This is a genomic window from Streptomyces roseofulvus (assembly GCF_039534915.1).
GTDB classification, from domain to species: domain Bacteria; phylum Actinomycetota; class Actinomycetes; order Streptomycetales; family Streptomycetaceae; genus Streptomyces; species Streptomyces roseofulvus.
Genome location: NZ_BAAAWE010000001.1, coordinates 7,540,186 through 7,556,381, shown reverse-complemented (window position 1 = coordinate 7,556,381; position 16,196 = coordinate 7,540,186). Strand labels below are relative to the sequence as shown.

Genomic DNA, 16,196 nt, shown 5'->3' with positions numbered 1-16,196 from the left:
CCCGGTGATCACGCTCGCCCTGGCGCCGCTCCGCCGGCGCCCGGCCGCCTTCGCCGGCCTGGCCGTCGCCCTCTTCCTGGCCATCGCCACGCTGACGATGTTCGGCCTGCTGTTCGCCGCCGGTCTCACCGCCGGCGAGGAGGACCGGCGGGCGGTCGCCGGCCCCGGACCGATGGTGATCGCGGGCGCCTTCGGTGAGATCGCCGTCCTGGTCGCGTTCTTCGTCGTGGTCAACGCGCTCGGTTTCGCCCTCCGGCAGCAGCACCGCGAACTCGCCCTGCTCCGCACCGTCGCGGCCACCCCCCGCCAGACGCGCCGGCTGGTCCGCGGCCAGGTCGTGGCGACGACGCTGCTGGCCACCGCGCCGGGATGGGTCGCCGGCGCCGCCGCGGCCCGCCGCTTCCTCGGCGAGCTCCAACGGCGCGGCATGGCCGCCCCGGGCCTGCGGGTGCCGGACACCCTCCTGCCCATGGTGATCGCCCTGGCCGCCGCCCTCACCGTCGGCCTGGCCGCCACGGCCGTCGCCGCCCGCCGGATCTCCCGGATCGCGCCCGCCGCCGCCCTCACCGCCAGTGCGACCGAGCACGCGCGGACCGGCGCGCCGCGGCTGCTCGCCGGCGTCGTCGCGCTGGCCGGTGGCGGCCTGCTGCTGCGGCTGGCGGCGACGCGGCCGGCGGCGGAGGCGGACAAGGCGGGGCAGGCGGCGCTGCTCGGTTCGCTGGTGCTGCTGGTCGCGGTCGCCCTGCTGGGCCCGCTCGCGGCGCGCCTCCTGGCGGCCGCGGCGGGCACACCGGTCCGGCTCCTGGCGCCCCGGGCGGGGTGGCTGGCCGATGCCAACCTGTGCGGGTACGCGCGGCGGCTCTCGTCCGCCGTGGTGCCCGTCGCGCTCCTGGTGGGCCTGTCGGGCACCATGTCGATCATGACGAGCACCGCCGGGAACGCGCCGGGCATGACGGCGTCCGGCGTCACCTCGGACACGGACGTGTGGCTGCGCCAGAGCGAGCTGGCGCTGCTGGTCTGCTTCGCGTCCGTCTCCACGGTCAACACGCTCGTCGCCGTGACCGCGGGGCGGCGGCGCGAGTTCGCGCTGCTGCGGCTGGTGGGTGCGACGTCGTCGCAGTTGCTGCGCGTGCTGACCGTGGAGGCGGTGCTCACCACGGTGGTGGGCGTGCTGCTCGGCGCCACCGTCGCGGGTGCCGCGTCGGCCGCGTTCAGCACGGCCGTGACCGGCTCGGCCGTGCCGACCGTCCCCCTGGCCGCCTGGGGCTGGATCGTGGCGGGTGCCGCGGCGCTGACGATCCCGGTCATCCTGGTCACGGGGGCGCGGACGGTCCGCGGCCCGGCGGCGGAACGGGTGGGTGGCGACGGTGACTGAGCCGGGAGGCGGGGGCGGCGCACCAGGGGCCGCTCCGGGGGACGGTTCCGCTCCCGGAGGCGGCGGACGGTTCTCCGTCGGCGCCGGCGAATGGCTCTTCGCCGTCGTCGGGCTGCCGCTCGCGCTGGTCTGCGGCGGTTACGCGATCGCCGTCCTGTACGCGGGCGTGCTGCTGTCGCTCACGGTGCTGGGCCTGCCCTTCGTGGTCGCCGCGCTGCTGGGCGCGCGGCTGCTCGGCGCGCCGCACCGGAGGCTCGTCGGCCGGCTGCTCGGGGAGCGGGTCGAGGCGCCGGCGCCGCTCCCCCGCGCCGCGGGCCCGGTCGCGTACGGCCGTGCCGTGCTGACGGACCCGGCCTGCTGGCGCACCCTGCTCTACCTGGTGCTGCGGCTGCCGCTCGGCGTCCTGGGGTTCGCCGCCGCCGTGGCGCTCCCGCTCGGCTGCGGCTGGCTGATCGGCTTCCCGCTCTGGGTACGGCTCCTGGAGCCGGAGCCGCGGGTGTTCGGCTGGGCCGACGTCGTCTCCGTACCGCTGGGTCTGCTGCTGCTCGCCGCGGTCCCCGGCGCGATCAGGGCGCTGAGCGGCGCGAACCGGCGGCTCGCGGCCCTGCTGCTCGGTCCGGCACCGGCGCAGCGGCGGGTCCGGCGGCTGGAGGCGGCTCGGGCCGTCCTGCTCGCCGAGAACACCGACCGGCTGCACCGGCTGGAGCGCGACCTGCACGACGGGACCCAGTCCCGGCTGGTCGCGCTGGCCATCACCCTCTCGCTCGCCGACGACGCGCTCGCGCCGGCCGCGGGCCCGGACCTGGAGCGGACGCGCGGCCTGGTGGAGCGCGCCCGCGCCCAGACCGACGACACCCTCGCCGAGCTGCGGCTGCTCACCCGGGGGATCCGGCCGGTGGCGCTCGACGGCGGGCTCGCCCAGGCGCTGCCGGGCCTCACCGCCACCTCGCCCGTCCCGGTCACCCTCCGCCTCGACCTGCGGGAACGGCCGGACCCGGCGGTGGAGCGGGCGGTGTACTTCTGTGCCGCCGAACTCCTCACCAACGTCGCCCGGCACAGCGGTGCGCGCACGGCCGAGCTCGGGGCGAGCGCGGCCGGCGGGCGGGTCCGGCTGTCCGTCCGCGACGAAGGGCACGGCGGTGCGGCGCCCGGCGTCGGCACGGGTCTGAGGGGTCTGGCCGAGCGGCTGGCGGCGGTGGACGGCGTCCTCACCGTCGACAGTCCGCCCGGCGGGCCCACCACGGTCACGGCCGAACTCCCGTCGCGGCTGTGAGCGGTGCTCTCTCAGCCGCTCTCCGCGAGGTACGCGAGGACGGCCTTCACGCGCCGGTTGTCGGTACCGGTCGCGTGCAGGCCGAACTTCACGAAGACGGCGGCGACGTGCTTCTCCACCGCCCGCTCGGACACCACCAGCGACGCGGCGATGGAGCGGTTGGAACGGCCCTGGGCCATCAGCTCCAGCACCTCGCGCTCCCGCGCCGTCAGCGTGTCCACGGGGCCGCGCCGCCCGCCGCGCATCAGCCCGGTGACCACCTCGGGGTCGAGCGCCGTGCCCCCGCTCGCGACCCGGTGCAGCGCCTCGACGAACTCGTCGGTGCGGGCGACCCGTTCCTTCAGCAGGTAGCCGACGCCCGCCGCTCCGGCGGCGAGCAGCCGGGAGGCCCAGACGGTCTCGATGTGCTGGGAGAAGACCAGGATGCCGACGTCGGGGATCCGCGCCCGGATCTCGACGGCGGCGCGGATCCCCTCGTCGGTGTGGGTGGGCGGCATCCGGATGTCCACCACCGCGACGTCGGGCCGGTGTTCGTCGACCGCGGCGACCAGCTCGGGCGCCGTACCCGCGGTGGCGACCACCCGGCAGCCGCGGGCGCCGAGCAGTTCGACCATGCCGTCGCGCAGGACGACGGAGTCCTCGGCCAGGACGACGCTGAGCTGTCTTTCGATCACCGGCCCCATTATCGGGGAAGCGAACGGTCGGCCACCCGCCGCAGGTGCCCGGCGAAGACCTCGGCGGCGTCGGGGGTGAGGGTGCGCAGGGCGACCATGGCGGTGATGACGACGTCGCAGAGCTCCGCCTCGACGTCGCCCCAGCTGTGGCTGGTCCCCTTCCGCGGGTTCTGCCCGGTGGCCCCGATCACCGCCTGCGCCGCCTCCCCGACCTCCTCGGAGAGTTTGAGGACGCGGAGCAGGATCTCCTGGCCGGGCGGCAGCTGCTGGTGGGTCGTGAGCCAGTCGTGCAGGCGGGCGATGGTGGTCCAGGTGTCGTCGGTCATGGCAGCAGCCTGCCGGACCGTACGGCTCCCGGGGCCCGGGGCTACGCCTGGACGTCCTGCGGGTACCAGCGGAGTTCGACCGTGTTGCCGTCCGGGTCCTTCACGTAGACGGACTGGGCCGAGCCGCGGGCGCCCCAGCGCGGGACCGGGCCCTCCAGGACGTCGAACGCGCCGGAGTCGATGACCTCCTGCCAGTCGAGCGGGTCGACGACGAGGCAGATGTGGTCGACGTTGGACTCGCCGCGGGGCCGGGAGAAGAGGTCGATGACGGTGCCCTCGTCGATCCGGACGGACGGGAACGGCACCTTGCCGGCCCGCCACTCCTCGACCCGCTCCGGCGCGAGGCCCAGCGGGCCGGTGTAGAAGGCGAGGGCCCGCTCGACGTCGGTGACGTTGAGGACGAGGTGGTCGAAGGCTTTGACGCGCATGCGGTGTCTCCCGTGATTCCGTTCGATGGTGCCGGTTCGACGGGGTCGATGACGGCCGCGGTGCTCGACCGCGCCACCCGCCGCCCCCTCCGCGCCTCCGCGCGGCGTGACCGGCCCGCACCTCCCCCGTGCAGGTAGTGCCTATCACGTCGGACCGCCCGTCCCCCACCCCGCGTCCGTCGCGCCATCAGGTCCCGGGCGGTGGGCGGGCGTACGCCGGGGGACACCTGCGGGAAAATCGCCCGTGACGCCGCGGGGTCGGCACCTGCCCTGGGAGTCCCGGCCCGCGCGGCCCGCCGCCGGCCCCGGCCTGCGCGGTGGCCGCGCGTCGGCCGGTCGCGTACGGGGAGGACGGAGGCCGCGCGGCGGGCTCGGCCGCGGGCGGGAGAGAGCGGCGGATTCGGGCCCGTCGTGTCCGAAGCCTTGTCAGGTGCTCCGCGACGCCCCTATCGTCACGCGCCGAAAGCGCTTTCTGGAGAGCGCTTTCTATGTTGCGTTACCCAGGGACGGGGCTGACGACGACATACGTCCGCGACCACGCGGACGTCGACGAAAGGGCAGGCATGGGACGACGATCCCCCTCCACCCGGCTCCGCGCGGCGCTGGCCGCCATGGCGGTCGCCGCGGCCACCGGCGCGGTGCTGACCATCCCGGAGGCCTCGGCCGCCACCGCCGGCGCCACCGGCTACGCGAGCCAGAACGGCGGGACCACCGGCGGCGCCGGCGGCCAGACCGTCCGGGCGACCACCGGCACCCAGATCCACGCGGCCCTCTGCGGCCGCGCCTCCAGCAGCACCCCGATCACCATCCAGGTCGAGGGCACCATCAACCACGCCAACACCGCCAAGGTGTCCGGCACCAGCTGCAACACCGCCGACGGCGTCATCGAGCTCAAGCAGATCAGCAACGTCACGCTCGTCGGCGTCGGCTCCGGCGCCGTCTTCGACCAGCTCGGCATCCACATCCGCGAGTCGAGCAACATCATCATCCAGAACGTGACGGTCAGGAACGTCAAGAAGTCCGGCTCGCCCGTCTCCAACGGCGGCGACGCCATCGGCATGGAGAGCGACGTCCGCAACGTCTGGGTCGACCACGTCACCCTGGAGGCGTCCGGCGGCGAGTCCGAGGGCTACGACGGGCTGTTCGACATGAAGGACAACACGCAGTACGTGACGCTCTCCTACAGCGTGCTGCGCAACTCCGGCCGCGGCGGCCTGGTCGGCTCCAGCGAGACCGAGCTGAGCAACGGCTTCATCACGTACCACCACAACCTGTACGAGAACATCGACTCGCGCGCGCCCCTGCTGCGCGGCGGCATCGCCCACATGTACGACAACCACTACCGGCAGCTCAACGAGTCCGGCATCAACTCCCGGGCCGGCGCCCGCGCCAAGGTGGAGAACAACTACTTCGAGGACTCCAAGGACGTCCTCGGCACCTTCTACACGGACGCGGCCGGCTACTGGCAGGTCGCCGGAAACGTCTTCGACAACGTGACCTGGTCCCCCGCCGGCACCGACTACCGCCCGGCGGGCCCGAACCCGGTCTCCAACACGTCGGTGTCGATCCCGTACGCGTACACCCTCGACAGCGCCTCCTGCGTCCCCGACGTGGTGGCGCGCACCGCCGGCGCCGGCAAGGGCCTGCTCGTCTCGGACGGCTCCTGCACCCCGCAGACCCCGAGCCCGACGCCCACCCCGACCGCCACCGCGACACCCACGCCCACCCCGACCCCGACACCGACCCCCACGGCCACCGCCACCACCGCCCCGCCCTCCGGCACCAACCTGAGCATCGGCGCCGGTTCGGACGGTTCCAGCAAGGCCGACGGCACCAGCTACGGCAACGTGCGGGACGGCAGCCTGAGCACCTACTGGTCGCCCGTCGGCAGCACCGGCTCCGTCTCGGTCAAGTGGAGCGCCCCGACGACGATCTCGTCGGTCCGCGTCCGCGAGGCCGCCGGGGCGGGCACGGTCACCGGCTGGCGGCTCCTGAACGCCGACACCGGCGCCGTCCTCGCCACCGGAGGCGCGGCCGGCACGATCTCCTTCCCGGCGACCTCGCTGAGCAAGGTCACCTTCGAGATCACCGCCGCCACCGGCACCCCGCGCGTCGCCGAGTTCGAGACGTACGCGTAGCGGTCGCGGCGTCAGAAGTCGATCGGGTCGCGGACGAGGGGGCAGGTCATGCAGTGGCCGCCGCCGCGTCCGCGGCCCAGCTCCGCGCCCACGATGGTGATGACCTCGATGCCCGCCTTCCGCAGCAGCGTGTTGGTCTGGGTGTTGCGGTCGTAGGTGAAGACCACGCCGGGCTCCAGGGCGACGGCGTTGTTCCCGCTGTCCCACTGCTGCCGTTCGGAGGCGTAGACGTCGCCGCCGGTCTCGATGACCCGCAGCCCGGGCAGGCCGAGGGCCTTGGCCACGACGTCCGTGAACGGGGTGTCGCCCTCGTCGGTGATCTCGACGCCGGGGGCGCGGTCGGAAGGGCGCAGGGAGAAGCTGTGCACCGCGTCCATGATCTTCGGGTAGAGCGTGACGACGTCACGGTCGGCGAAGGTGAAGACGGTGTCGAGGTGCATGGCGGAGCGCAGTTTGGGCATGCCCGCGACGACGACGTGCCGGGCGGCGCCGTGCTCGAAGAGCGCGCGGGCGACCTGGGTGATGGCCTGCCGCGAGGTGCGCTCGCTCATGCCCATGAGGACGACGCCGTCGCCGACCGGCATGATGTCACCGCCCTCGAAGGTGGCCTGGCCCCAGTCCTGTTCGGGGTCGCCCCACCAGACGGTGGCGTCCTTGAAGTCCGGGTGGTGGGTGTAGACCGCCTTCATGAGCAGGGTCTCGCCGTGCCGGGCGGGCCAGTACAGCGGGTTGAGGGTGACGCCGCCGTACAGCCAGCAGGTGGTGTCGCGGGTGTAGAGGGTGTTGGGGAGCGGCGGCATCAGGTACTCGCGCGCTCCGACGCCCTCGCGGGCCAGGGCCGCGTGGCCGGAGCGGACGTCCAGGGGCAGGTCGGCGGTGGAGAGGCCGCCGATCAGGTAGTCGGTGAGTTCGCGCGGGGCGAGCGAGTCGAGGAAGGCGCGGGTGTCGTCGATGAGCCCGAGGCCGACCTCGTTGGCGGTGATCTTGCGGTCGAGGAGCCAGGCCCTCGCCTCGGGCAGGGCCATGGTCTCGGTGAGCAGGTTGTGCAGCTCGACGACCTCGACACCGCGCTGGACGAGCTTGTTGACGAAGTCGGCGTGGTCGCGCTGGGCGTTCTCCACCCACATGACGTCGTCGAAGAGGAGGTCGTCGGAGTTGGTCGGGGTCAGCCGGCGGTGGGCCAGGCCCGGCGAGCAGACGAGGACCTTGCGGAGCCGGCCGACTTCGGAGTGGACGCCGAGGGGGCGGGCGGCCTCGGGGGTGGCGGGGTTCATCGCTGGCCTTTCCTTTCCGGAAGGGGCGGTTCGCGGAGCTGCTGCCTTCGGGACTGCCGCTCGCGGTCGCTCACAGTTCGATCCAGCCGGCGGCGAGGGCGACGACGCCGACGACGGCACCGGCCACGGAGACGGCGCAGACGACCGCCTCGCGGGGGCTGAAGAGGCGCCGGCCCTGCTCCCGGCGGGCCTTGACGAAGAGCAGGGTGGCGGGGGCGTACAGGATGAGGGAGACCAGGAGGAACTTCGGCCCGGCCGCGTACAGCAGGAAGGCGGTGTAGAGGGTGGCGACGGCGGCGACGACGAGTTCGCGCCGGGTGCCGTCACCGGTCACCCGGTTCTGCCGGGGCCGCAGGGCGATCTTGACGGCGAAGGCGGCGGCCAGGAGGAAGGGGATGAGGCTGAGGGCGCTGGTGAGGTCGAGGGCGAAGTTGAAGGCGTCGTCGGAGAAGGCGGTGACGACGAGCACGGCCTGGCTCAGCGCGGTGGTCATGAGCAGGGCGGGGGCGGGGACGTCGTTCTTGGTGGCGCGGCCGAGGAAGCGTGGCATGTCGTCGTCCTTGGCGGCGACGAAGAGGACCTCGGCGGCCATCAGCGTCCAGGCGAGGTAGGCGCCGAGGACGGAGACGATGAGGCCGACGCTGACGAAGACCTTGCCCCAGGTGCCGACGGCGGCCTCCAGGACGCCGGCCATGGAGGGCTGGCGGAGTTCGGCGATCTCGCTCATGGGCAGGATGCCGTACGACACGATGGTGACCGAGGCGAAGACGGCGAAGACGCTGAGGAAGCCCAGGACGGTGGCGCGGCCGACGTCCTCGCGGCGCCGGGCGTGCCGGGAGTAGACGCTGGCGCCCTCGACGCCGAGGAAGACGAAGACGGTGGCGAGCATGGTGCCGCGGACCTGGTCGAAGAGGGAACCCGCGTAGTCGGCGCCGCCGAAGTTGTCGGCGAAGACGGAGGCGTCGAAGCAGAAGGCCGCGAGGAGGACGAAGACCAGGATGGGCACGATCTTGGCGACCGTGACGATCCGGTTGATCGCCGCCGCCTCCTTCACCCCGCGCCGGATGAGCAGGAAGAAGCCCCACAGGCCGACCGAGGAGAGGACGATCGAGAGGGCGGTGTCCCCGTCGCCGAGGGCGGGTGCCACGGCGCCGATCGTCGACATGATGAGCACCCAGTAGGTGACGTTGCCGACGCAGGCGCTGGCCCAGTAGCCGAAGGCGGAGAAGAAGCCCAGGTACTCGCCGAAGCCCGCCTTGGCGTACGCGTACACGCCGGCGTCCAGGTCGGGCCGGCGCACGGCGAGCGTCTGGAAGACGAAGGCGAGCATGAGCATGCCGGTGCCGGCGACGGCCCAGGCGATGAGCGCGCCCGCGACACCGGTCTCCTGGGCGAAGCGGCGGGGCAGCGAGAAGACGCCGGCGCCGACCATGGAGCCGACGACCATGGCGGTGAGCGTGAGGAGGCTGAGTCTGACGGCCGGTGGGGTGCCGCCGGAGGCGGTGTCGGAGCTGGGTTCCGCGGTGGTCATGGGCGTACCTCGCCGGTCCGCTCGCGCCGCGGTTCGGCGCGAAGTGAAGAGCGTCGGGCCGCTCAGACTCTAGTGGCGAATGACCCCTTGCGCCCGTTTTGTTGCATCTTGTACGTGCCCTGTCGGCCGGGTCGCGCATGCCGTCCGGGGGACGGGGCAGCCGCCGCGTGTACGAGAGTCCATGACGTCACGCACGACGGCAGGGGGTCGTCATGACGAAGGCACGCGAGATCATGACTCCGGACGTGACCTGTGTCCGGAGCGACGAGAGCGTGGTCGACGCCGCGCGGAAGATGGTCGAGCTCGACGTCGGCGCGCTGCCGATCTGCGGGCCCGACGAACGCCTGAAGGGCATGCTCACCGACCGTGACATCGTGGTGCGGGTGGTCGCCCAGGGCCGGGACCCGTCCGCGTGCACGGCGGGCGAGCTGGCCCAGGGCGAGCTGGTGTGGGTCGGCGCCGACGACTCCCTGGACCGGGTCCTGGAGCTGATGGCCGACCGGAAGGTCCGCCGGATCCCGGTGATCGACGGACACGTCCTGGTCGGGATCATCGCCCAGGCGGACGTGGCCCGCCGGCTCCCCGACAGCACGGTCGGCGACCTGGTCAGCGACGTCTCCCGCCCGGCCGCCTGAGGACCGCGCCCCCGGACGGTCAGAGCCGGCGGAGCGCCCCTTCCGCGCGGAGGTCGGCGAGGGCGGGGTAACCGTCGACGGCCATGAGCAGGTCGGCCTCGGCGAGGAGCGAGCGCAGCACGTGCACGACGCCGTCCTCGCCGCCGGCCGCGAGCCCGTACGCGTAGGGGCGGCCGACGCCGACGGCGGTGGCGCCGAGGGCGAGCGCCTTGACGGCGTCCGCGCCGGTGCGGACGCCCGAGTCGAAGAGGACGGGCAGCCCGTCGGCGGCCTCGACGACGCCGGGAAGGGCGTCGAGCGCGGGCAGTCCGCCGTTGGCCTGCCGGCCGCCGTGGTTGGAGCAGTACACCGCGTCCACCCCGCCGTCCCGCGCCCGGCGCACGTCCTCGGGGTGGCAGAGCCCCTTCAGGATGAGCGGCAGGTCGGTGAGGGAGCGCAGCCAGGGCAGGTCGGCCCAGGTGAGGGGGTTGCCGAAGACGCCGACCCATTCGAGGATCGCCGCCCCGGGGTCCTCCTCGGGCGCCTTGGCGAGGCGGGCGCGGAAGACGGGGTCGGAGGTGTAGTTGGCGAGGCAGTGGCCGCGCAGCTGCGGGAAGTTGCTGCCGGCGAGGTCGCGGGGGCGCCAGCCGGTGACCCAGGTGTCGAGGGTGACGACGATCCCCCGGAAGCCGGCGGCCTCGGCACGCCGCACCAGGCTCTCCGCGAGGTCCCGGTCGGTCGGCGTGTAGAGCTGGAAGAACCCGGGGGTGTCGCCGAACTCGGCGGCGACCCGCTCCATCGGGTCCACGCTCAGGGTGGAGGCGATCATGGGGACGCCGGTGCGGCGGGCCGCGCGGGCGGTGGCGAGGTCGCCGTGCCCGTCCTGGGCGCAGAGCCCTATGACGCCGACCGGGGCCATGAACAGCGGCGAGGGGAGCCGGAGCCCGAACAGGTCGACGCCCAGGTCCCGCTGGGTCGCCCCGACCATCATCCGGGGCACCAGGCCCCAGCGCTCGAAGGCCGCGACGTTCGCCCGCTGGGTGAACTCGTCGCCGGCCCCGCCCGCCACGTACGACAGCACCGACGGCGGCAGCGCCGCGCTCGCCCGGGCCTCCAGGTCGGCGTAGGTCATGGGGTGGGAGGGGAGGACGCCGCCGAGTCCGGCGAGGTAGATCTCGTTCTGGTAGTCGCCGTACCGCCCGCCGAACGCCCCGCTCATCGTGGCCCCGCCCTTCCCTCGCCCTCCCGGCCCGGGCCCGCCCCGGCCGCCGGTGGCGCCCACGGTGCCAGTCCGCGGGCCGGAGCGCCATGGTGCGGGGCGAGGTGGTCCGGGCGAGGTGGTGGTCCCGGGGCGCCGTGGTCGGGGGCCGTGGCCCGGGGCGCCGTGACCCGCTGATATTCCGGTGCGACCGGGGGCGGGCCGGTGGTGCAATCGCCGGATGCGCATGGACGACGAGCGGACGACGGTGGTGGACCGGGGGCGGTTCCCGGACGCCGTGACCCCCTGGGACGACGAGGAGTGGCGGCGGGACGTGCTCGGCTGGGCCGAGCGGGTCCTGGCCGGACGAGGTCTGGTGGAGACCGGCGCGCGCGAGGTGCGGGTGCGCCCGTGGTCGGTGCTCGTGCGGTTCCGCACCGGCGAGGGCGAGCGGGACGCGGTGTGGCTGAAGGCGGGTGCCCCGTCGAACGCCTTCGAGGCCGGGCTGTCCCGTGCGCTCGCCGACTGGGCGCCGGGTCACGTGATGACCCCGCTGGCGGTGGACGCCGGCCGCGGGGTGGCACTGCTGCCCGACGGCGGGCCGCTGTTCCGGGGGCTCGTCGACGCGGGCGAGGCCGGCCCCGAGGCGTGGACGGCGGCGCTGGGACAGTACGGGAGGATGCAGCGGCGGCTCGTCCCGTACGCGGACCGGCTGGTCGGGCTCGGGGTGCCGCGGAGCCGGACCCGCGACCTGCCGGACGCCTTCGACGCGCTCGTCGCCGACAATCCGTACATCGACGCGGACGAGCGCGCCGCGCTGCTGCGCCGGCGGCCGCGGCTGGTCGAGCTGTGCGCCGAGCTCGACGCGTACGGCCTGCCCGACTCGCTCGACCACTGCGACCTGCACGACGGGCAGCTCCTGGCCCCGGCCCCCGGCCGCTTCACCTTCTTCGACTGGGGCGACGCCTCCGTGGCGCATCCCTTCGGCAGCCTCCTGATCCCGGTGCGCGCGGTGCGGGAGCGGTACGGCCCCGAGCACGTGGCCCCGATGGTGGACGCGTATCTGGAGCACTGGACCGGCCTCGGCCCGTCCCGGGCGGAGCTGCGGCGGGCCGCGGGCCTCGCGGTCCGGCTGGCGGCGCTGGGGCGCGCGGGCACCTGGTTCCGGCTCTTCCCGGGCACGCCGCTGGGGAGCAGCCACGACGCGAGCGCGTACTGGGTGCGGGAACTCTTCGCCGCCGAGGACCTGTTGGAGCCGTGAGGCCCCGCGACCTCTCGCCGCGCGCGTCACGCCGGGCCGTCCGCGCCGGCGTGACGGGTCCGGCGGCGTGGGTGACGGCCCGTCGGACGAAGTGCCGGGGCGGGTGTCGCGGTGGGCGTCCCGCCCGGCCCGTCCTGGCACTTCGTGTCTCCGTGCGGGCCCGTGAGGCGTCCCTCCCCCCGGCCGATCGATACCGCCCCGGGGTATGAGATCCCCTCCGGGATCGGGGCCGCCGCCGTCCTCGGCGGGCGGAGGGCCGGGATGGCACCGCGTGCCTGCTCGGAGGGGACCGGGACGTCGGCTGGACGGAGGGGCCGGGAAGCTGGAAACCTCGGCGTTCGAGGACCCGATCACCGGTCCCGTACGTGCGCCGCCGCGAGGGGAGCGTGGCCCGGGGCCCGTGATCGTCGCGTCCTCGAAGGCGCGTCCGCCGCACCCGTACGCGCCGGAACCGCGAGGAGGAGGACCACCGATGACCGCCGCCCGGGAAGAACGGCTCCAGCTCGACGCCGCGAGCGTCGACAACGCGAGGACGACGCTGCTCCAGCTCCTCGCGCGGGCGGGGGTGTACTCCGGCGACGCGGAGGAGCTGATCGGCCTCGTCGAGGCGGGCGCGCTCGCCGTCGCGCACGAGACGCTGGCCGGCACCGGACGGCAGGCGCCGCCGGGAAGCGGCGAAGCGTACGGCGCGGGCTGGCGCGACGGCTCACGGGCCGTCACCGAGGGGCTCGCGGGCCTCGCCGACCGTGCCCTGGGCGCGGCCGTCGCGGCGGAGGCCGGGGAGGACCCGGACGCCCGGCCGCGGGTCGGCCGGATGGAGGTCGAGCGGGCGAAGGTGGCGGTCGTGCCCCTGTACCTCAGCTTCTCCGAGGAGTCCGACCTCGACCCCGAGGTCACCGAGCAGGTCCTCGCGGCCTCGCTCGCGACGATGGGGGTCCGTCAGCGGGCCTCCTATCCCGGACGGCTGACGGCCTTCGCGGCCGAGCACCGGCCCCATCTGGAGCGGCTGTACGCCACGTACGGGCCGGGCAGCGCGATCGCCATCCACGGCCGCTACACCCTGGTCCACTCCCCCACGAGCCTCGCCGTCCTGGAACGGCTCGCCGTCCGCCCGGCGGAGCTGCGGGAGGAATGGGACGCGGCCGAACTGCCGCCGGCCTGGCTGGACGGGCTGACCCGCGCGTGGGACGAGACGGCCTGATCCGCGCGCAGAGCGCCGGCGCGGGGTGCGCTCCGTCACACGCCCCCGGCCGAGGGCGACCCGGTATAGCACAGGCCCGGTCGCCCGCATAGGGTGGCGGCATGCCCAGAACTTCTCCGGCCCTTGCTCTCGACGCCCTCCTCGACGGCAATCGTCGCTTCGTCTCGGGCACGCCCGAGCACCCGAACCAGGACGCGGCGCGCCGCACCGAGCTCGCGCCCGGCCAGGACCCCTTCGCCGTCATCCTCGGCTGCTCCGACTCGCGGCTCGCAGCCGAGATCATCTTCGACCGGGGGCTCGGCGACCTGTTCGTCGTCCGCACCGCCGGTCACGTCATCGGCCCCGAGGTGCTCGGCAGCGTCGAGTACGCGACGAGCGTCCTCGGTGCCCGCCTCGTCGTCGTCCTCGGCCACGACTCCTGCGGCGCGGTCGCCGCGGCCCGCGCGGCCGTCGAGGAGGGCTTCTCGGCCGGCGGCTTCGTGCGGGACGTGGTGGAGCGCGTGACGCCGAGCATCCTGGCCGCCAGGACCGCCGGTCTGACGGCGGACAGCGACATCATCGACGAGCACATCCGGCACACCGTGGACCTGCTCCTGGACCGCTCCCGCCTGCTGTCCGACCAGGTCGCGGCGGGCGAGACGGCCGTCGTCGGGCTCGGCTACCAGCTGGCCGAGGGCAGCGCCCGCCTGGTCACCACGCGCGGCGTCGCCGCACCGGAGGGCACTCCGGTATGACGACCCGCTTCGACTGCGCCGACCCGGCGGCCCGTGCGGCGGGCCTCGCCGAGGCCGCGGCCGCGGTGCGCCGCGGCGACCTGGTGGTCCTGCCGACGGACACCGTGTACGGGGTCGGGGCCGACGCCTTCGACCCGAAGGCGGTCGCCTCGCTGCTGGCCGCCAAGGGCCGCGGCCGCCACAAGCCCTCCCCCGTCCTGGTCGACTCGGCCGCCGCGCTCGGCGAACTGACGGACGAACTCCCCGACGCGGCCCGGGCGTTGATCGACGCCTTCTGGCCGGGCGGGCTGACCCTGGTGGTCCGCCACCGCGCCTCCCTGGACTGGGACCTGGGCGAGACCGGCGGCACGGTCGCCGTCCGGATGCCGGACCACCCGCTGACCCTGGAGCTCCTGGCGACGACGGGCCCGCTGGCCGTCTCCAGCGCCAACCTGACGGACCACCCGTCCCCCCAGGACTGCGACGCCGCCCAGGCGATGCTCGGCGACACGGTGGCGGTGTACCTCGACGGCGGCCGGACCCCCGGCGCACTGTCGTCCTCCATCGTGGACCTCAGCGGCGCGACCCCGGTCCTGGTCCGCGACGGCGTCCTGCCCCTCCCCGAACTCCGCGCACTCGTCCCGGACCTGATCGTCCCCTGACGGGCGCTGCGCAGTCCGGCAACCGTGCCCCGGCGCCCCACAGGGGCCCGGGGCACGGTTGTCGCGGCCCTGGGGTTACGGGACCAGGCGGAGGAGGCGGTTCGGGGAGCCGGTGCCGGGGGTGGTGACCTTGCCGGGGGTGGCGCCGTTCACGAGGGCGGTGGCGACCTCGGCGGGGGTGGCGGAGGTGTGGCCGGCGAGGTAGACGGCGGCGGCGCCGGCGACGTGCGGGGCGGCCATGGAGGTGCCGGAGATGGTGTTGGTCGCCGTGTCGCCGGTGTGCCAGCCGGCGGTGATGGAGACGCCCGGGGCGAACAGGTCGAGGACGGCGCCGTAGTTGGACCAGCTCGCCTTCGCGTCGGTGTTGCTGGTGGCGCCGACGGTGATGGCCTCGGTGACCCGGGCGGGCGAGGTGTTGCGGGCGTTGACGCCGGAGTTGCCGGCGGCGACGGCGTAGGTGACGCCGTCCGCGATGGAGCGCTTGACCGCGTTGTCGAGGGTGGTGGAGGCGCCGCCGCCGAGCGAGAGGTTGGCGACGGCCGGGGCTCCGGCGGTGTGGTGGGAGGTCACCCAGTCGATGCCGGCGACGACGCCGGCGGTGGTGCCGGATCCGTTGGCGTCGAGGACGCGGACCGCGACGACCTTGGCGGCCTTGGCCACGCCGTAGGTGGAGCCGGCGATGGTGGTGGCGACGTGGGTGCCGTGGCCGTTGCCGTCCTGCGCGACGGTGTCGCCCTCGACGGCGTCGTAGCCGTTGACGGCGCGGCCCGCGAGTTCGCCGTGGCTGATCCGCACGCCGGTGTCGATGACGTACGCGGTGACCCCGGCGCCCGCGCTGTCCGGGTACGTGTAGGTGCCGGAGAGCGGCAGGTCGGCCTGGTCGATGCGGTCGAGGCCCCAGGGCGCGTTGGTCTGGGTGGCGTCCGCGCGGACGATCCGGTTCTGTTCGACGGTCGCCACGGCCGGGTCGGCGGCGAGGCGGCGGGCGGCCGCGGCGTCGAGGGTGACGGTGTAGCCGTTGAGGGCCGCGCCGAAGGTCTTGCCGACCGTGCCGCCGTAACCGGCTATGAGCCCGCGGCCCTTGGCGGAGCCGGCGGTGAAGCCGGCGCCCGGCTTGAGGGTGACGAGGTAGCTGCCGGCGACCGCGTCGGGCGAGCCCGCGGCGAGGACGACGCCCTCGGCGGGGGCGGGAGCGGCCTGCGCCGGGGCCACGGTGAGGCCGGTGGCGAGCGCGGCGACGGTGGCGGCCGAGGCGATCAGCGCCCGGCGGGCGGTGCGGTTCGCGGGGAGTGCCATGGTGAGGGATGCCTCCTCTGGGCGTGGCGCCCCGGGTCGGGCGCCGCGTGTGGGGGTTCGCGTGCGGTCGCACGCACCGCCGGGGAGGGGCCCTCCGCTCGGCGTGGGCAGTAGCCTGTGCCGCACCGGCCCGACGGATCAAGGAAGTTGACGCCTTGTCATGCATCCGACACACGCCGGACACGGAGACCCCTCCCATCCCCTGCCGAACCCCCGCGAACCACCCCCGCCC

15 protein-coding genes are annotated in these 16,196 nt (G+C 74.7%); 8 read left to right on the top strand and 7 right to left on the bottom strand.

What is annotated here, in order from left to right; all coding sequences use genetic code 11:
• Window positions 1–4 precede the first annotated feature (4 nt).
• Both ABFY03_RS34770 and ABFY03_RS34765 read left to right on the top strand, forming a co-directional pair.
• Window positions 5–1,375, top strand: coding sequence for an FtsX-like permease family protein (locus ABFY03_RS34770; RefSeq protein ID WP_346171849.1), 1,371 nt, complete (start codon window positions 5–7; stop codon window positions 1,373–1,375).
• Window positions 1,368–2,648 (top strand): sensor histidine kinase, encoded by a 1,281-nt coding sequence (locus ABFY03_RS34765; RefSeq protein WP_346171848.1) that lies wholly within the window; start codon window positions 1,368–1,370, stop codon window positions 2,646–2,648. Before ABFY03_RS34770 ends, ABFY03_RS34765 begins: the two co-directional genes overlap by 8 nt.
• A gap of 11 nt (window positions 2,649–2,659) precedes the next feature.
• On the opposite strand, the gene ABFY03_RS34760 is transcribed toward ABFY03_RS34765, so the two are convergent.
• From ABFY03_RS34760 to ABFY03_RS34750, 3 genes are read right to left on the bottom strand one after another with little or no spacing between them, the layout of a single operon-like run.
• Window positions 2,660–3,331 (bottom strand): response regulator, encoded by a 672-nt coding sequence (locus tag ABFY03_RS34760; protein WP_386723806.1) that lies wholly within the window; start codon window positions 3,329–3,331, stop codon window positions 2,660–2,662.
• On the bottom strand, window positions 3,331–3,648 hold the full coding sequence (locus ABFY03_RS34755; protein ID WP_319012191.1) for a MazG-like family protein: 318 nt from the start codon (window positions 3,646–3,648) through the stop codon (window positions 3,331–3,333). Before ABFY03_RS34755 ends, ABFY03_RS34760 begins: the two co-directional genes overlap by 1 nt.
• Before the next feature lie 41 nt (window positions 3,649–3,689).
• Window positions 3,690–4,076 (bottom strand): VOC family protein, encoded by a 387-nt coding sequence (locus ABFY03_RS34750; RefSeq protein ID WP_319012190.1) that lies wholly within the window; start codon window positions 4,074–4,076, stop codon window positions 3,690–3,692.
• Window positions 4,077–4,639: 563 nt separating this feature from the next.
• Between ABFY03_RS34750 and ABFY03_RS34745 the strand changes: the two genes are divergently transcribed.
• On the top strand, window positions 4,640–6,214 hold the full coding sequence (locus tag ABFY03_RS34745; protein WP_319012189.1) for a pectate lyase family protein: 1,575 nt from the start codon (window positions 4,640–4,642) through the stop codon (window positions 6,212–6,214).
• An 11-nt stretch (window positions 6,215–6,225) separates the two neighbouring features.
• Here ABFY03_RS34745 and ABFY03_RS34740 read toward each other — a convergent pair whose 3' ends face one another.
• Entirely contained in the window at window positions 6,226–7,488 is a 1,263-nt protein-coding gene (locus tag ABFY03_RS34740; protein ID WP_319012188.1) for an arginine deiminase, read from the bottom strand.
• Window positions 7,489–7,558: 70 nt separating this feature from the next.
• Window positions 7,559–9,019, bottom strand: coding sequence for a basic amino acid/polyamine antiporter (locus ABFY03_RS34735; protein ID WP_319012187.1), 1,461 nt, complete (start codon window positions 9,017–9,019; stop codon window positions 7,559–7,561).
• A gap of 212 nt (window positions 9,020–9,231) precedes the next feature.
• Here ABFY03_RS34735 and ABFY03_RS34730 point away from each other — a divergent pair, with 212 nt between their 5' ends.
• Entirely contained in the window at window positions 9,232–9,654 is a 423-nt protein-coding gene (locus ABFY03_RS34730) for a CBS domain-containing protein (protein ID WP_346171847.1), read from the top strand.
• A gap of 19 nt (window positions 9,655–9,673) precedes the next feature.
• Here ABFY03_RS34730 and ABFY03_RS34725 read toward each other — a convergent pair whose 3' ends face one another.
• Window positions 9,674–10,852 (bottom strand): lactate 2-monooxygenase, encoded by a 1,179-nt coding sequence (locus ABFY03_RS34725; RefSeq protein ID WP_319012185.1) that lies wholly within the window; start codon window positions 10,850–10,852, stop codon window positions 9,674–9,676.
• Window positions 10,853–11,072: 220 nt separating this feature from the next.
• Here ABFY03_RS34725 and ABFY03_RS34720 point away from each other — a divergent pair, with 220 nt between their 5' ends.
• The 4 genes from ABFY03_RS34720 (at window position 11,073) to ABFY03_RS34705 (ending at window position 14,668) form a co-directional block, all read left to right on the top strand.
• Complete coding sequence (locus ABFY03_RS34720) at window positions 11,073–12,092, top strand: aminoglycoside phosphotransferase family protein (RefSeq protein ID WP_319012184.1); 1,020 nt, start codon at window positions 11,073–11,075, stop codon at window positions 12,090–12,092.
• Window positions 12,093–12,564: 472 nt separating this feature from the next.
• On the top strand, window positions 12,565–13,293 hold the full coding sequence (locus tag ABFY03_RS34715; protein WP_346171846.1) for a hypothetical protein: 729 nt from the start codon (window positions 12,565–12,567) through the stop codon (window positions 13,291–13,293).
• Window positions 13,294–13,394: 101 nt separating this feature from the next.
• Window positions 13,395–14,027, top strand: coding sequence for a carbonic anhydrase (locus ABFY03_RS34710; protein ID WP_319012182.1), 633 nt, complete (start codon window positions 13,395–13,397; stop codon window positions 14,025–14,027).
• Window positions 14,024–14,668, top strand: a complete 645-nt coding sequence (locus tag ABFY03_RS34705) for an L-threonylcarbamoyladenylate synthase (protein ID WP_319012181.1) — start codon at window positions 14,024–14,026, stop codon at window positions 14,666–14,668. Before ABFY03_RS34710 ends, ABFY03_RS34705 begins: the two co-directional genes overlap by 4 nt.
• Window positions 14,669–14,743: 75 nt before the next feature.
• Here the strand turns inward: ABFY03_RS34705 and ABFY03_RS34700 are convergent, their stop codons facing one another.
• A complete protein-coding gene (locus tag ABFY03_RS34700) occupies window positions 14,744–15,964 on the bottom strand; it encodes a S8 family peptidase (RefSeq protein ID WP_346171845.1) in 1,221 nt (406 codons plus the stop codon).
• Window positions 15,965–16,196: the final 232 nt, after the last annotated feature.

What these genes read in the sequence shown, in the direction of transcription:
- ABFY03_RS34705 (WP_319012181.1), top strand. Translation starts at nt 14,024, where the DNA reads ATGACGACCCGCTTCGACTGCGCCGACCCGGCGGCCCGTGCGGCGGGC.
- ABFY03_RS34710 (WP_319012182.1), top strand. Translation starts at nt 13,395, where the DNA reads ATGCCCAGAACTTCTCCGGCCCTTGCTCTCGACGCCCTCCTCGACGGC.
- ABFY03_RS34735 (WP_319012187.1), bottom strand. Translation starts at nt 9,019, where the DNA reads ATGACCACCGCGGAACCCAGCTCCGACACCGCCTCCGGCGGCACCCCA.
- ABFY03_RS34725 (WP_319012185.1), bottom strand. Translation starts at nt 10,852, where the DNA reads ATGAGCGGGGCGTTCGGCGGGCGGTACGGCGACTACCAGAACGAGATC.
- ABFY03_RS34755 (WP_319012191.1), bottom strand. Translation starts at nt 3,648, where the DNA reads ATGACCGACGACACCTGGACCACCATCGCCCGCCTGCACGACTGGCTC.
- ABFY03_RS34720 (WP_319012184.1), top strand. Translation starts at nt 11,073, where the DNA reads ATGCGCATGGACGACGAGCGGACGACGGTGGTGGACCGGGGGCGGTTC.
- ABFY03_RS34700 (WP_346171845.1), bottom strand. Translation starts at nt 15,964, where the DNA reads ATGGCACTCCCCGCGAACCGCACCGCCCGCCGGGCGCTGATCGCCTCG.
- ABFY03_RS34715 (WP_346171846.1), top strand. Translation starts at nt 12,565, where the DNA reads ATGACCGCCGCCCGGGAAGAACGGCTCCAGCTCGACGCCGCGAGCGTC.
- ABFY03_RS34730 (WP_346171847.1), top strand. Translation starts at nt 9,232, where the DNA reads ATGACGAAGGCACGCGAGATCATGACTCCGGACGTGACCTGTGTCCGG.
- ABFY03_RS34760 (WP_386723806.1), bottom strand. Translation starts at nt 3,331, where the DNA reads ATGGGGCCGGTGATCGAAAGACAGCTCAGCGTCGTCCTGGCCGAGGAC.
- ABFY03_RS34740 (WP_319012188.1), bottom strand. Translation starts at nt 7,488, where the DNA reads ATGAACCCCGCCACCCCCGAGGCCGCCCGCCCCCTCGGCGTCCACTCC.
- ABFY03_RS34750 (WP_319012190.1), bottom strand. Translation starts at nt 4,076, where the DNA reads ATGCGCGTCAAAGCCTTCGACCACCTCGTCCTCAACGTCACCGACGTC.
- ABFY03_RS34745 (WP_319012189.1), top strand. Translation starts at nt 4,640, where the DNA reads ATGGGACGACGATCCCCCTCCACCCGGCTCCGCGCGGCGCTGGCCGCC.